Below are 14,190 nucleotides of genomic sequence, written 5' to 3' on the forward strand. Positions count from 1 at the left end.
GAACGGGCATGTTGCAGGTGAATATTTATACAGTAGAGGTTTGCCCCATTTCCTGCCGCGCCCTAGAATGGCCCGATGCGCACAGACGACCTCTCCCTCCTGCTGAATTCCCTCAACGACGCCCAACGCCAGGCCGTAGCGGCCACGCTCGGGCGTCAACTGGTGCTTGCTGGCGCCGGTTCCGGTAAAACCCGCGTGCTGGTGCACCGCATTGCCTGGCTGATCCAGGTGGAGCAGGCATCGCCGCACTCGATCCTGTCGGTGACCTTCACCAACAAGGCCGCGGCAGAAATGCGCCAGCGGATCGAGCAACTGCTGGGCATCAACCCGGCGGGCATGTGGGTCGGCACCTTCCACGGCCTGGCCCACCGCTTGCTGCGGGCCCATTGGCAGGAAGCACGGCTGGTGCAGAACTTCCAGATCCTCGACAGCGACGACCAGCAGCGCCTGATCAAGCGGGTGATGCGCGAGTTGGGCCTGGACGAGCAGAAATGGCCGGCACGCCAGGCCCAGTGGTTCATCAACGGGCAGAAGGACGAAGGCCTGCGACCACAGCATATCCAGGCCGGGGGCGACCTGTTCCTGTCGACCATGCGCGACGTCTATACCGCCTATGAGCAGGCCTGCGAGCGCGCCGGGGTCATCGACTTCTCCGAGCTGCTGCTGCGCGCCCTGGACTTGTGGCGCGACCACCCGGGCCTGCTGGAGCATTACCAGCGGCGCTTCCGCCACGTGCTGGTGGACGAGTTCCAGGATACCAACGCCGTGCAGTACGCCTGGCTGCGCCTGCTGGCGCGCGGCGGTGACAGCCTGATGGCGGTGGGCGATGACGACCAGTCGATCTACGGCTGGCGCGGTGCCAAGATCGAGAACATTCACCAGTACACTGCCGACTTCCCCGACGCCGAGATGATCCGCCTGGAGCAGAACTACCGCTCCACCGGTGGCATCCTCAAGGCGGCGAACGCGCTGATCGCCAACAACAGCGGGCGCCTGGGCAAAGAGCTGTGGACCGACATGGGTGAAGGCGAACCGCTGACCCTGTATGCGGCCTACAACGAGCACGACGAAGCGCGCTACGTGGTGGAAACCATCGAGAGCCTGGTCAAGAAGGGCAATGCGCGCAACGAGATCGCCATACTGTACCGTTCCAACGCCCAGTCGCGGGTGCTGGAAGAAGCCCTGCTGCGCGAACGCATCCCCTACCGCATCTACGGTGGCCAGCGCTTCTTCGAGCGCGCCGAAATCAAGAACGCCATGGCTTACCTGCGGCTGATAGAAGGCCGCGGTAACGATGCTGCCCTGGAACGGGTGATCAACGTGCCGCCACGTGGCATTGGCGAAAAAACTGTCGAAGCCATACGCGAGCACGCCCGCCACAGCCAGCTTTCGATGTGGGAAGCAATGTGCCAGCTGCTTGCCGCCAAAGCCCTGAAAGGCCGCGCTGCCAGTGCCCTGGGTGCATTTATCGAGCTGATCGAAGGGTTAGCTGCCAAGGTCGTGGACATGCCGCTGCATACCATGACCCAAACCACCATCGAGCAGTCCGGGCTGATCATCTACCATCAGGAAGAAAAGGGTGAGAAGGGCCAGGCACGGGTAGAAAACCTTGAGGAACTGGTCAGCGCAGCGCGCAACTTCGAGTCTACCGACGAAGACGCCGACCTCTCGCCTCTCTCGGCATTCCTTGGCCACGCCTCGCTCGAAGCAGGCGATACACAGGCCGACGAGCATGAAGACAGCGTCCAGCTGATGACCTTGCACAGTGCCAAGGGCCTGGAGTTTCCGTATGTGTTCCTGGTGGGCATGGAAGAAGGCCTGTTCCCGCACAAGATGAGCCTGGAAGAGCCTGGTCGCCTGGAAGAGGAACGCCGCCTGGCTTATGTGGGTATCACCCGCGCCATGCGCCAGCTGGTCATGACCTACGCCGAAACGCGTCGCCTGTATGGCAGCGAGACCTACAACAAGGTGTCACGTTTCATACGCGAAATTCCGGCAGGCCTGGTTCAGGAAGTGCGCCTGTCCAACAGCGTCAGCCGACCGTTCGGCGGGGCCAAGACGGCCACGAACAGCAACCTGTTCGCCAATGCCAGCATTCCGCAGACCGCGTTCAACCTTGGCCAACGTGTGCAGCACGCGGTGTTTGGCGAGGGTGTGATCCTCAACTTCGAGGGCTCCGGCGCCCAGGCGCGTGTGCAGGTGAATTTTGCCGAAGGGAGCAAGTGGCTGATGCTGGGGTATGCCAAGCTCGAGGCCATCTGAAAGCCTGCGCGGTCCCTTGTAGGAGCGGCCTTGTGTCGCGATAGGGCCGCAAAGCGGCCCCACAATCATGGCGTCGACGCTGATATCTTAGGGCTGCTTCGCAGCCCTTTCGCGACACAAGGCCGCCCCTACAGGTCCGTCATAAGCACCTTGTAACATTCAGGCAAAAGCTCGAAACATTATGTCGCTGGTCATGTGCCCGGGAACCTGTGCACCATGACGCGCGTGCAATCCACAACAGGGGATATCCCACTTATGCAACGTTTTCTTAGCATCGCTCTGGCGCTCTGCGTCGGCCTGACGCTGAGCCTGGACGCCAACGCCAAGCGTTTTGGCGGCGGCAAGAGCTCGGGCTCCGCGCCTATTCACCAGACCCGCCAGGCCACGCCAACCACGCCTGCCGCCGCGCCGACCGCACCTGGCCGTGCCGCTCCGGCCGCCAGCGGTGCTTCGCGCTGGTTAGGCCCTCTGGCCGGCCTCGCCGCCGGTGGCCTGCTGGCTTCCATGTTCATGGGCGACGGTTTCGAAGGCTTCCAGATCATGGACTTCCTGATCGTGGCGCTCATCGCCTTCCTGGTGTTCCGCTTCATCGCCGCGCGCCGTCGCCAGCAGCAGCCGCAAATGGCCATGCCGGGCCATGCGCCGATGCAGCGTGAAACTCACGCGCAGCCGGCCCAGCCGTCGATCTTCGGTGGTTCGGCCGCACCTGCTGCCGCAGCCGCCCCGGTGATCAACGCCCCGGCCTGGTTCAACGAGCAGAACTTCCTGGCTGCTGCCCGTAACCACTTCCAGGCGCTGCAGCAGCACTGGGACGCCAACGAGATGGACAAGATCGCCGAGTTCGTCACCCCGCAGATGCTCGAGTTCCTCAAGCGCGAGCGCGCCGAACTGGGTGATGGCTTCCAGTCCACCTACATCGACAACCTCGAGGTACAGCTGGACGGTGTTGACGACCGCGCCGACCGTACCGACGCCACCCTGACCTTCCGTGGCGTGTCGAAGAACTCGCGCTTCGACCAGGGCGAAGTGTTCAGCGAAAGCTGGCACATGGTTCGCGCCCAGGGCGAAAACCAGCCTTGGCTGGTGGCCGGTATCCGTCAAAACGGCTAACCGCTGCGTGCTGCACAAAAAAACCCGGGCCTGTCCCGGGGTTTTTGCTTTTGCCAGAGTGGCCTACTAGGGTATAACGCGCAGCGTTGTCATCTAGGTCAGAGGAAGTGAACCGTGGAAGAAGTGATCGAACAACTCCGTGAAGCCAACGAGCCAGTGCCGGTGCCCCTTGAGCTTCCCGACGAGGACCTGCTGGTCGAAATCGAAGAAGAGCTGTTCATTAACATTCCTTTCGTGTTCAAGGAGTTCCTGCTGACCGTCAGTGACGTGGTGTATGGCTCACTGGAGCCGGTGACCGTTACCGACCCACAGTCACATACCTACCTGCCCGACGTCGCCGCCAACGCCTGGGATGCCGGCGTACCGCGTGACCTGATTCCACTGTGCCAGGACGGCGACAACTACTACTGCGTCGAAGAGGATGGGACCGTGGTGCTGTGGGATGCCGAAGAGGAAATCGTCGGTGAAGACAGCTGGGAATCGGTGTGGCACTGGGCGCGGGATGTCTGGCTGGAGAGCTGATTTCGATCTCTGATCTGGTGCTGCTTGTGCCGGCCTCTTCGCGGGTAAACCCGCTCCCACAGGTATTGCACAGGTGCTGATCATTGTGCAGTACCTGTGGGAGCGGGTTTACCCGCGAAGAGGCCGGCCCAGAAATGGGAAACTTATGGCCTAGTGCCACTGGTATAGTTAATATCGCCAGGCTTTCTGCGCCTGGCGACATCGCTACCGCTCCATCCCCTCGGACGACGGTGAAATCTTGCGCAGGGAGCATTGCCCTCTTCAGTGCGTATTCTCGCGGCTGTTCTCCAGCGTCTCCAGCAAGGCAATCTGCATGCGCGTATGCACGCGGATAAACCAGCGCCACAGCAAGGCCACCACCACTGCAGCCACCACGGCGATCACCAGCAGCAGCTCGCTGGTCGGTAGAATGCTCGCCGACAGCGCCGACAGCAGCAGGAAAATCACCAGCAGCGACAACAACGGAATCACCTCGGCAATAACTCGTCGCACGCGCTGAGTATGCCGTCCGGCCGTTTCCGGTTTGACGCCCATCTCTGCCAGTAGCATCGACAGCGCCTTGAGCTTGCGATAGGCCGCAATCAGGAATGGTAACGACAGCAATAACGCTACCCCCCAGATCAGCGCTTTCTGTTGGCTGGTATCGCTGACCCACTCGCTGAGCCAGTTGCCGATCCGCCCGGCGAAATAGCCACCACTGAAGAAGATGGCGATCACCAGCGCCAGGTTCACCCCAACCTGCAACAGGATGCGCCGGATCATCGCCGCGAGCATGGCGCTCTCGCCTTGCGGCTGGATGCTCCGCAACCATTCGCCATACAACGACAACACCCGCGCCAGGCGGCTGGGCACCACCTTGCCCAGCTTGAGCGACAGCGGGTCGGCGGCACGGATCAGGTAGGGTGTCAGCAGCGTCGTGATTGCCGATACCGCCACAGCCACCGGGTAGAGGAAGTCGCTGGTCACCTGCAGAGTCATGCCCAGCGCGGCGATGATGAAGGAAAACTCGCCAATCTGCGAAAGCCCCATGCCCACCCGCAGTGATGTGCGCCCGTCATTTCCGGCAATGAACGCGCCCATGCCACACGACAACATCTTGCCCAACACCACCGCCAGGGTAATGACCACGATTGGCCAGGCGTAGTCGATCAGCACCTGGGGGTCGATCATCAGGCCGATGGCGACGAAGAAGATGGCGCTGAACAGGTCGCGTACCGGTTCGATCAGGCTCTCGATCTTCAGCAACTGGCGCGATTCGGCCATGATCGCGCCAATCAGGAAGGCGCCAAGCACCATGCTGTACTCGAGCTTCACCACCAGCAGGCAGAAGCCGAAGCACAGGCCCAATACGGTTATCAGCAGCATCTCGTTGCTTTCGAACTTGGCCACGTAGGCCAGCAGGCGCGGCACCAGCAGGATGCCAATGACCAGCGCGACGATCATGAACAGCGACAGCTTGCCGACAGTGGAGAACACCTCGCCCGAGCTGACCGTGCCGCTGACGGCGATGCCCGACAGCAGGGCGATGATGCCGATACCGAGGATGTCCTCGACGATCAGCACGCCGAATATCAGCTGGGCGAAACGCTCGTTCTTCATCTTCAGGTCGTTGAGCGCCTTGACGATGATGGTGGTCGAGGAAATCGCCAGGATGGCGCCGAGGAACAGCGAATCCATGGTGTTCCAGCCGAACCAGCGGCCGATCTCGAAGCCGATCCAGATCATCAGCACGATTTCCAGGAACGCCGCGATGAACGCCGTGGCGCCTACCTTGAACAGCTTGCGCAGGCTGAATTCGAGCCCCAGGCAGAACATCAGGAAGATCACTCCCAGCTCGGCGAGCGTCTTGATGGTGTCTTCATCGTGGATCAGGCCGAATGGTGGGGTGTGCGGGCCGATGATGAAGCCGGCGACGATGTAGCCCAGCACCACAGGCTGCTTGAGGCGGTGAAAGAGAATGGTGACCACGCCAGCAACCAGCATGATGACTGCCAGGTCCTGGATGAAGCTGATGGCATGCATGGCGTGATACTCCTTTTCTCGTCCGTTGCTGGATGCCTGGGCAGACCGCTCCTCTGCCAAGGCAACCCTGAGCGAGCAGCAAGTACATACTGTTTTGAATGCAGGAAAAGCCCATGTTGCATGGGTGCAGTCAGGTTAACATCGCACCCCGCCGCAAAGAGGCGGTGCAATATGCAGAAACAGATCGGCTGGAAAAGCGCCGCTGATGGCATGATCGGCGTGACGATGGAGCGTCAGCCAACGTCCCGTACCAGGAAGGCAAATTCAAAAGAGGGGAACAGAAGTGTCTGCAGATAATGCCCCCCATTCGCCCGATTCCGCGCAACCTCACCGTGAGCACACTATGGAACCTGGAAACGCCCAGCTGAGCATGACCGTCCTGATGACCCCGGACATGGCCAACTTTTCTGGCAATGTACATGGCGGCACCCTGCTCAAGTACCTCGACGAAGTGGCCTATGCGTGCGCCAGCCGCTATGCCGGCAGCTATGTAGTCACCCTGTCGGTCGACCAGGTGATCTTCCGTGAGCCGGTGCACGTGGGTGAACTTGTGACCTTCCTGGCGTCGGTAAACTACACCGGCAACACCTCGATGGAGGTGGGCATCAAGGTGGTGACCGAGAACATCCGCGAGCGCTCGGTGCGCCATTCCAACAGCTGCTTCTTCACCATGGTAGCGGTCGACGACAACCGTCGCCCGGTGCAGGTGCCGCCGCGCCAGCCGCAAAGCAGTGAAGAAAAGCGCCGCTTCCTGCAGGGCCAGCAGCGCCGTCAGATCCGCCAGGAGCTGGAAAAGCGCTACCAGGACCTGAAAACCGACGCGATTTAAAGCGCCAGCAGCTGTGCCTCGAAGCGCACCCTTGGGTGCGCAATGCGGTCCTGGGCCCGCACCAGCTGCAGTTCATAGCTGGAGCAGGCCTGGGTTTCGAGCAGCACTTCGTGTACGGCCGCAGCGGTGAATTCGAACGCCTGCACCCAGCTGTCGCCGAGCAGGACTCGGGCCAGGAACAGGCCTGAGGTCAGGTCACCCACCCCTACCGGCTGCCGCGGGAACGCCAGCAGCGGGCGGCGCAGATGCCAGCTCTGCTCGGCGGTCACCAGCAGCATCTCGAACTGGTCCTCGGCGCGCCCGGGGTAAGCAAGGTGCTTGACCAGCACCACCTGCGGCCCGCGCTGCAACAGGCTGCGCGCCATGTTCACGCAGTCCTCCAGCGACTGCGCTCGGCGGCCACAGAAGCTGTCCAGCTCCAGCTGGTTGGGGCACAGGATATCGGCCCTGGTAGCCGCCTCATCGAGCAGGAACTCGCTCACTTCCGCTGGCACGATACAGCCCTTCTCAGGGTGCCCCATGACCGGGTCGCAAAGGTACAAAGCCTTTGGGTTGACTGCCTTGATCCGCTCGACGCCAGCCAGAATCGCCCGGCCTTGTTCGGCACTGCCCAGGTAACCGGACAACACCGCATCGCAATGGCCCAGCTCGCCGATGTTGGAAATGCCTTCCACCAACGCGGGAATTTGCGCGGGGGCAAGCACTTCACCCGCCCACTGGCCATACTGTGTGTGATTGGAGAACTGCACGGTATTGAGCGGCCACACATTGACCCCGATACGCTGCATGGGAAACACCGCGGCGCTGTTGCCGGCGTGGCCGAACACCACGTGGGACTGGATGGCGAGCAGGTGCGGGGTACGTTTCATGCGGGAGGTTTCCAAAGCTGTTTCAGGGATTGTGCGCAACGCAGTATGAACTCGATTGCCACCTGTACGACAGGCCAGGGACGCAGTTAAGCTGGATCGACCTGTTTGGAGCATACGCAAATGTTGACCCTGGAAAACCTCTTCGTCCTGATGCTGGTCGCCACGGCAGGCGGCTGGTTGTGGCACAACCACGGGTTGCGCGAGAAAGCCCTGGAACGGGTCAAACAGCATTGCGCCAAGCTCGACCTCGAACTGCTCGACGACGCGGTCGCACTCAAGCGCATCGCCTTTGTCCGTGACGCCAACGGCCGCAAGCGCCTGGCGCGCGTCTACGCATTCGAATTCACCGTCACGGGCGAGCAGCGCCACCCCGGTACCGTGACCCAGTTCGGCGCCCACAGCGTGCAGATCGAACTGGCGCCCTACCCGTTCGAGATCAAGACCCCACCGCGCACCGACAATGTCATCGAGATGCAGCAGTGGCGCCAGGAGCACAACCGCTGGCGCAACTGATCAGCTGACACGACATTCGCTCAACCCGGCCTGCAGCGCGGATTGCGATTGCGGCTGGTCGAAAATCAGCTCGATACGCGTATCCCTGCGCCAGTCACTGGGCTGCCAGGCGGGCATGTCCCCATTCAGGCCATTGAATGATTGCCACCCCTCCACGCTGTGGATAACCCCCTTCGCGCGCCGCCACGGCCAAGCCCGCAAGAACGCCTGCAGCCGCTGTGGATAAAATTGCTGGCCAGGGTGCCAGCGCCAGCCGATGCTCCAACCTCCCTCTCCCTGCTGTGCAAGACAAATCGGCTGCCCGGGGTCTGCCCATAGCGCTGTCGGTGGATTTACAAGATTGTCGACAATCCTGTTATCCACAACCGAGCTGTCGACAATGCCATTAGTTACAGCCGGAAGGTCCGACAAGGGCAGCCTACCTTGGACGGTCCAGAAGATTTTCTTTTCACGAAATCTATTATTTATCAACAATTTAGTACTTTCATCCACAGCCTCTGATTTGTTCAAGACAACGTTTTCAGCAGCATCGAACGCCTGCTGTTGAGCCTCCGGAAGCTGCTCGTTCCGTACCATCGACTGCGCGTCCACGACCATCAGCAATGGCTGTATTGTCAGCACTCCAGCCCAAGGGGCTTTTTGCAACTGAGCGAGCAACTGCAAAGGATGACCCAGCCCGGACGGCTCGATGAACAGCCGGTCAGGGCGGGATTTGCGCAGCAGTCGGCCCAGCCCCACCTGGAACGGCATGCCATTGACGCAGCACAGGCAGCCACCTGCGACCTCGCCGATGGCGATGCCGTCTTCGTCACAGCTGAGCAAGGCCGCATCCAGGCCTATCAGGCCGAATTCGTTGATCAATACCGCCCAGCGCTCATTGGCCGGGCGCTGGGCCAGCAGGTGACGGATCAGGGTAGTCTTGCCGGCCCCCAGCGGGCCGGCAATCACGTGGGTGGGAATGTTCTGCAGCATGGGGCGGCTTCGGGCGATGGTGATGCCTCACTATGCGCTGTCAGGCCAGCCAGTCAAGGCTGAGCAGCAGGCGCCCCAGCTGCCCCGACGGCGAACGATGCACCAGGCCCGCACCTTCGTTGCCCTGCCACTTCTCACCTTTGAGCACAGCCACGTCGCCAGCTTGCAGGTGCTGCACTTTATCCACAGGTAATATAGCTGTGTGTAAGTTGCCACGAGGGCTCGCGTCCTCTTTCAACCACTCGCTACCTGGGCCTGCGTAGGTGGTGAGCAGACGCAGCGGAACGTTATCCACATGGAAGCGCGGGCACATCGGGCCTGTCAGTACCCGCAGGCGCAAACCTACCCGCTGCGCACCCACCAGGCAGGTATAGGCCGCCACCAGCCAGGCCACATCCGCCACGAATGCCTCATAGCCTTGCAAGTCGGCCGCTTCGCGCAAGAGTTCGGTGAAAACCGGCATGTGTTGCTCATCCACATCGATGACGCGCTGGTCTGCCAAGGGCTGGCCGAGGCTGACCACCAGCGCGGCAAAGTCCTCCAGTTGCGGCGGCAAACGTCGGCGCCATACCGCCAGGTTTACGCCATCCTGCAGCACATCGGTCAGCACCTGCGGTGTCTCGCCAAATACCTGGAAAATATCCACAGGCTTGGATGCAGGGTTCATGCTGCGGCCTCCTCATGCCATGAACCGAACGGATCGGGCAGGCGCAACCAGCCCATGTGCCCCATTTCCATTTCCTGATCGGTCAAAAGGCATGCATCGAGTGCTGTGGATAATTCTTCGAAGTCGATATTCTGCCCGATGAATACCAGTTCCTGGCGGCAGTCACCGCTCTCGGCAACCCAGTTCTTCAAGATCGCGGCGGTGTTATCCACATCCTGTGGCCACTGCTCGCGCGGCACGAAACGCCACCAGCGGCCCGCCAAGCCATGGCGCATCATGCCGCCTGCCTGCGACCAGCTGCCGGCTTCCTGGTATTTGCTGGCCAGCCAGAAAAAACCTTTCGAACGCAGCAGGCGGCCATTGCTCCAGGGCGTGTGGATAAAGTCGAAAAAGCGCTGTGGATGAAAGGGGCGCCGGGCCTGCCAGGTGGTGGCGGCAATGCCGTACTCTTCGGTTTCCGGCACATGCTCGCCGCGCAACTCTTGCAGCCAGCCCGGAGCTTGGGCGGCCTGGTCGAAGTCGAACAGGCCGGTGTCGAGGATGCGGTCCAGCGGTACCTGGCCCATGACCATGGGCACGATCTGCGCCCGGGCATTGAGGCTGCGCAGAATGGCCATGAGCTCTTCGCGCTCGTGCTGGCTGATCAGGTCGATCTTGCTCAGCAACAGTACATCGGCGAACTCGACCTGCTCGATCAGCAAGTCACTGATCGAGCGCTCGTCCTCCTCACCCAGGGTTTCGCCACGGCTGGCCAGGCTGTCTGCTGCCTGGTAATCACGCAGAAAGTTCAGGCCATCGACCACAGTGACCATGGTGTCCAGGCGCGCCATGTCGGACAGGCTACGGCCCTGTTCGTCGCGGAAGGTGAAGGTCTCGGCCACAGGCAGTGGCTCCGAGATCCCCGTGGACTCGATCAGCAAATAATCGAAACGCCCTTCTTCAGCCAGCCGCGCCACTTCCTCGAGCAGGTCTTCACGCAGCGTGCAGCAGATGCAGCCATTGCTCATCTCCACCAGCTTCTCCTCGGCACGGTTGAGGCTTACGTTGCGCTGCACCTCGCTCGCATCGATGTTGATTTCGCTCATGTCATTGACGATGACCGCGACTCGCAGGTTGTCGCGGTTACGCAGCACATGGTTGAGCAAGGTGCTCTTGCCGGCGCCAAGGAAGCCGGATAGCACGGTGACAGGGAGACGGTTGGACATGGCGAAACCTCTTCAGGCGAGCGCATTCGAAACGATGCATTGCACAATGTTATAAAGTAACAATACAATTTCGCCAAGCCGTTCGTGATGAATGAGTGCCCACCGGGAGGAAAAATGAACCCGCCACGTGTCTGGGTGCCTCCCCTGACATGCAGCTTGATCGGTGATGGCCGCTGATCTCCCTTTTGTTTGGAATACCAGATGACTCAGCTCAAGCTCCCCGACATTGCCGCACAAACCCATGAATACGCCTTACCTTTGAACTGGGTGGGTATGTGCGGGATCGCCCAACCTGTACAGTTCGAGGGGCGCACAGCAGCTGCCACGGTCGATGCCGGCGTTAGCCTGGTAGACGGCAGCTCACGCGGTATCCATATGTCGCGGCTTTATCTCGCCCTGGAGTCGTTGGAACATCAGCCTCTGACGCCGCTCACCATCCGCCAGCTGCTGGGTAACTTCCTCAGCAGCCACGAAGGCCTTTCTTCCGCCGCCTATCTGCGTTTGCGCTTCGAGCATCTACTGAAAAGGCCTGCGTTGATCAGCCCGTTGGAGGGTTGGAAAAGCTATGCCGTCACAGTCGATGCAAGGATCGAAAATGAAATGTTCCACGTGGAACTATCCGTTTCTGTGCCTTACTCCTCGACCTGCCCATGCTCGGCTGCACTTGCACGGCAACTGATTCAGCAGCAGTTCCAGGCGCATTTCAGCGCAGAGCAGGTCGACAAATCTACAGTGCTGCAGTGGCTTGGTAGCGCCGAAGGCATCGTAGCGACGCCCCATAGCCAACGTAGTAGCGCGCAAATCCAGGTAAGGCTGCGCAGCAATCAGCAGGTTCTGCCAATCACCGAGTTGATCGACCGCATAGAAGCAAGCCTTGGGACAGCGGTGCAGACCGCAGTTAAGCGCGCAGACGAACAAGCCTTTGCCTTGGCCAACGGCCAGAATCTGATGTTCTGCGAAGACGCCGCACGACGCCTGCACAAGGCGCTACGGCAAATAGAATGGAGCACGGCATTCAAGCTGCGCGTGGAACATGCAGAAAGCCTGCATGCCCACGATGCTGTCGCGACCAGCCAGTGGCAATGGGATGTCAGCTGCGCGGCTTGACCGAGCCGCAGTCACTGCCCAACCACACGGCACGGGTGTTCATGCTGCCTTGCTGCTGTACACCCGAGGCGTTGAACGTACCGTTGACCTGGGTGGTGAATTCCCGGTCACTGAGGAAAGTCGCCTGACCGCTGCCCTGCGCTTTGGGGCAGCTGAACTGAAACTTCCATACATTGCCGGTGCGGTCGGTTATCTTTTGGGTACAACCTGACTTCGGGTCTTGCAGAGGGATATCGTTGGTTGCCACCTGTTCTGGCGTCAGGCACGAGCGCACCCCCTTACCCCCAACAGTCACTCCCTGCTTGGCCAGCACCCCTTCCATCATCGCGCGCTGCTCTGGCGGCAGGTTCTTCAACTGGCCGAGCATGAACTCCATATCGGGTAACGGCTTGCCATCGACCTGCATGTTGCTGGTGGTCAGCTCCCACAAACCTGGCTGTAGCATCTGAGCATGCACCAGCGGGCTGCTCACACCTAGGGCCAACGCCAACAGTGGCAGACGAATCTTCATGGACGAACGCTCCTGGAAAAAGCCGGCCAAGCGGGCCGGTCTGTGCCTTAGACGCCAAATCCACCTGCAGGTTGCAAGGCGGACCGGGAACGTGTTCTGTTACTCAAGTGTACTCGGCAAGCAGGATGCATATGGACTACCACAGCCCCTACTTCTTCGGTTACCTACTCGGCCTGGTTCATTTGCTGGGTATCGTCGCCGCATTACACGCACTGTTCACCGTGCGCACTGCCCAGGGCGCAATCGCCTGGGCCATGCCGTTGTTCTTCATCCCCTACCTCACCCTGATCCCTTACCTGATCTTCGGTGCGCGCTCGTTCTATGCCTACATCAAGGCTCGGCGCCAGGCCAACCAGGAAATGCATGTGGCCATGGCCAACCTCAACTGGCGGCCTTGGGTAGAAGAAGCCCTTACCGCCCGCGAGTCGGAAAGCTATGCGGCCTTGCGCGCCATGCCCAAACTCGGGCGGATGCCCTGCCTTGCCAATAACGAGGTGAAGCTGCTGATCGATGGCAAGGCAACATTCGATGCAATATTTGCCGCCATCGAAAAAGCCCGCGACGTGGTGTTGGTGCAGTTCTTCATCATCCATGACGACAACCTTGGCAAAGCGTTGCAGCAACTGCTGCTGCGCAAGGCCGCCGAGGGGGTGCGGGTGTTCGTGCTGTATGACCGTGTCGGCAGCCATGCCTTGCCGGCAAGCTACAGCCAGTTGCTGCGCGACGGTGGTGTACAGATTCATGCCTTCGCAACCCGTCGGGGCTGGTTCAACCGCTTCCAGGTTAACTTCCGTAACCACCGCAAAATCGTGGTGGTGGATGGCTTGCTCGGTTTTATCGGCGGGCACAACGTGGGCGATGAGTACCTCGGTGGCCACCCGCAGCTTTCACCTTGGCGCGACACCCACGTGCAGATCAGCGGGCCGGTGCTGGCCTGCCTGCAGGAGTCGTTCGCCGAGGACTGGTACTGGGCCACGCGCCAGCTACCGCCGCTGATTCTGCCGGACGCCTACCCTGACAACGGCGTGCTGTGCCAAGCCTTGGCCAGCGGCCCGGCCGATCCACAGGAAACCTGCTCGCTGTTCTTCCTTGAGGCGATCCATTCAGCCACCCGGCGCGTGTGGATCACCAGCCCGTACTTCATCCCCGACGAGGCGGTGTTCGCCGCGTTGCGTTTGGCAGTACTGCGTGGGGTCGATGTGCGAGTGCTGATTCCGTCACGCCCAGACCATCGCATCGTCTATGCCGCCTCCAGCCTTTTCGCCTTCGAAGCGGTACGTGCGGGTGTACGCATGTTCCGCTACCAACCGGGCTTCCTGCATCAGAAGGTGGTGCTGGTGGATGACGATGTCAGCGCGATCGGCAGTGCCAACCTGGACAACCGCTCGTTCCGCCTGAACTTCGAAATCACCCTGCTCACGGTCGACCGCGGCTTCGCTGACCAGGTCGAGAAAATGCTGAGCAATGACTTTGAACAGGCACGGGAAATTACTGCGGAGGACAGCCGCGATACTCATCGGCTGCAGCAACTGGGGATGCGGATTGCTCGGCTGATTTCGCCGATTCTCTGAAGCGTAAGCGCCCCTCTCTGGGTATCGCAC

General features: G+C 60.9%; 13 protein-coding genes. 7 read left to right on the top strand and 6 right to left on the bottom strand.

Going from position 1 to position 14,190, the window contains the following annotated elements:
* The first annotated feature begins 75 nt into the window (after positions 1–75).
* From uvrD to E5221_RS28080, 3 genes are all read left to right on the top strand, one after another.
* Entirely contained in the window at positions 76–2,262 is a 2,187-nt protein-coding gene (gene uvrD / locus E5221_RS28070; RefSeq protein ID WP_061550219.1) for a DNA helicase II, read from the top strand.
* Between the two features lie 255 nt (positions 2,263–2,517).
* A complete protein-coding gene (locus E5221_RS28075; RefSeq protein WP_003260050.1) occupies positions 2,518–3,372 on the top strand; it encodes a TIM44-like domain-containing protein in 855 nt (284 codons plus the stop codon).
* Positions 3,373–3,486: 114 nt separating this feature from the next.
* The gene (locus E5221_RS28080; protein ID WP_013974843.1) at positions 3,487–3,894 is read left to right on the top strand and encodes an SMI1/KNR4 family protein; all 408 of its coding nucleotides are present in this window, start codon (positions 3,487–3,489) and stop codon (positions 3,892–3,894) included.
* 261 nt (positions 3,895–4,155) lie between these two features.
* Here E5221_RS28080 and E5221_RS28085 read toward each other — a convergent pair whose 3' ends face one another.
* Positions 4,156–5,916, bottom strand: a complete 1,761-nt coding sequence (locus tag E5221_RS28085) for a cation:proton antiporter (RefSeq protein WP_247846736.1) — start codon at positions 5,914–5,916, stop codon at positions 4,156–4,158.
* A 343-nt stretch (positions 5,917–6,259) separates the two neighbouring features.
* Between E5221_RS28085 and E5221_RS28090 the strand changes: the two genes are divergently transcribed.
* A complete protein-coding gene (locus E5221_RS28090) occupies positions 6,260–6,745 on the top strand; it encodes an acyl-CoA thioesterase (RefSeq protein ID WP_003260046.1) in 486 nt (161 codons plus the stop codon).
* Here the strand turns inward: E5221_RS28090 and pdxY are convergent.
* Positions 6,742–7,614, bottom strand: coding sequence for a pyridoxal kinase PdxY (pdxY, locus tag E5221_RS28095; protein WP_013974845.1), 873 nt, complete (start codon positions 7,612–7,614; stop codon positions 6,742–6,744). The two genes, E5221_RS28090 and pdxY, sit on opposite strands and share 4 nt — an antisense overlap.
* A gap of 120 nt (positions 7,615–7,734) precedes the next feature.
* Between pdxY and E5221_RS28100 the strand changes: the two genes are divergently transcribed.
* Positions 7,735–8,127: a DUF3301 domain-containing protein gene (locus tag E5221_RS28100; RefSeq protein ID WP_061550216.1), complete on the top strand. Its 393-nt coding sequence runs from the start codon at positions 7,735–7,737 to the stop codon at positions 8,125–8,127.
* On the opposite strand, the gene E5221_RS28105 is transcribed toward E5221_RS28100, so the two are convergent.
* From E5221_RS28105 to zigA, 3 genes are read right to left on the bottom strand one after another with little or no spacing between them, the layout of a single operon-like run.
* Positions 8,128–9,099 (bottom strand): CobW family GTP-binding protein, encoded by a 972-nt coding sequence (locus E5221_RS28105; RefSeq protein WP_061550215.1) that lies wholly within the window; start codon positions 9,097–9,099, stop codon positions 8,128–8,130.
* A 40-nt stretch (positions 9,100–9,139) separates the two neighbouring features.
* Positions 9,140–9,766 carry a DUF1826 domain-containing protein gene (locus E5221_RS28110; RefSeq protein WP_061550214.1) on the bottom strand — a complete coding sequence of 209 codons (627 nt, stop codon included), beginning with the start codon at positions 9,764–9,766 and terminating at the stop codon, positions 9,140–9,142.
* A complete protein-coding gene (gene zigA / locus E5221_RS28115; RefSeq protein ID WP_247846737.1) occupies positions 9,763–10,971 on the bottom strand; it encodes a zinc metallochaperone GTPase ZigA in 1,209 nt (402 codons plus the stop codon). The genes E5221_RS28110 and zigA overlap by 4 nt, the downstream gene beginning before the upstream one ends.
* Positions 10,972–11,172: 201 nt before the next feature.
* Here zigA and folE2 point away from each other — a divergent pair, with 201 nt between their 5' ends.
* Entirely contained in the window at positions 11,173–12,078 is a 906-nt protein-coding gene (gene folE2 / locus E5221_RS28120) for a GTP cyclohydrolase FolE2 (RefSeq protein ID WP_247846738.1), read from the top strand.
* Here the strand turns inward: folE2 and E5221_RS28125 are convergent.
* The gene (locus E5221_RS28125) at positions 12,062–12,589 is read right to left on the bottom strand and encodes a DUF3617 domain-containing protein (protein ID WP_247846739.1); all 528 of its coding nucleotides are present in this window, start codon (positions 12,587–12,589) and stop codon (positions 12,062–12,064) included. The two genes, folE2 and E5221_RS28125, sit on opposite strands and share 17 nt — an antisense overlap.
* Positions 12,590–12,720: 131 nt before the next feature.
* Between E5221_RS28125 and cls the strand changes: the two genes are divergently transcribed.
* Positions 12,721–14,160 carry a cardiolipin synthase gene (gene cls / locus E5221_RS28130; RefSeq protein ID WP_247846740.1) on the top strand — a complete coding sequence of 480 codons (1,440 nt, stop codon included), beginning with the start codon at positions 12,721–12,723 and terminating at the stop codon, positions 14,158–14,160.
* Positions 14,161–14,190: the final 30 nt, after the last annotated feature.

Source organism: Pseudomonas sp. A2, assembly GCF_023100865.1.
Classification (GTDB): domain Bacteria; phylum Pseudomonadota; class Gammaproteobacteria; order Pseudomonadales; family Pseudomonadaceae; genus Aquipseudomonas; species Aquipseudomonas asiatica.

What these genes read in the sequence shown, in the direction of transcription:
- uvrD (WP_061550219.1), top strand. Translation starts at nt 76, where the DNA reads ATGCGCACAGACGACCTCTCCCTCCTGCTGAATTCCCTCAACGACGCC.
- E5221_RS28075 (WP_003260050.1), top strand. Translation starts at nt 2,518, where the DNA reads ATGCAACGTTTTCTTAGCATCGCTCTGGCGCTCTGCGTCGGCCTGACG.
- E5221_RS28085 (WP_247846736.1), bottom strand. Translation starts at nt 5,916, where the DNA reads ATGCATGCCATCAGCTTCATCCAGGACCTGGCAGTCATCATGCTGGTT.
- E5221_RS28090 (WP_003260046.1), top strand. Translation starts at nt 6,260, where the DNA reads ATGGAACCTGGAAACGCCCAGCTGAGCATGACCGTCCTGATGACCCCG.
- pdxY (WP_013974845.1), bottom strand. Translation starts at nt 7,614, where the DNA reads ATGAAACGTACCCCGCACCTGCTCGCCATCCAGTCCCACGTGGTGTTC.
- E5221_RS28100 (WP_061550216.1), top strand. Translation starts at nt 7,735, where the DNA reads ATGTTGACCCTGGAAAACCTCTTCGTCCTGATGCTGGTCGCCACGGCA.
- E5221_RS28105 (WP_061550215.1), bottom strand. Translation starts at nt 9,099, where the DNA reads ATGCTGCAGAACATTCCCACCCACGTGATTGCCGGCCCGCTGGGGGCC.
- E5221_RS28110 (WP_061550214.1), bottom strand. Translation starts at nt 9,766, where the DNA reads ATGAACCCTGCATCCAAGCCTGTGGATATTTTCCAGGTATTTGGCGAG.
- zigA (WP_247846737.1), bottom strand. Translation starts at nt 10,971, where the DNA reads ATGTCCAACCGTCTCCCTGTCACCGTGCTATCCGGCTTCCTTGGCGCC.
- folE2 (WP_247846738.1), top strand. Translation starts at nt 11,173, where the DNA reads ATGACTCAGCTCAAGCTCCCCGACATTGCCGCACAAACCCATGAATAC.
- E5221_RS28125 (WP_247846739.1), bottom strand. Translation starts at nt 12,589, where the DNA reads ATGAAGATTCGTCTGCCACTGTTGGCGTTGGCCCTAGGTGTGAGCAGC.
- cls (WP_247846740.1), top strand. Translation starts at nt 12,721, where the DNA reads ATGGACTACCACAGCCCCTACTTCTTCGGTTACCTACTCGGCCTGGTT.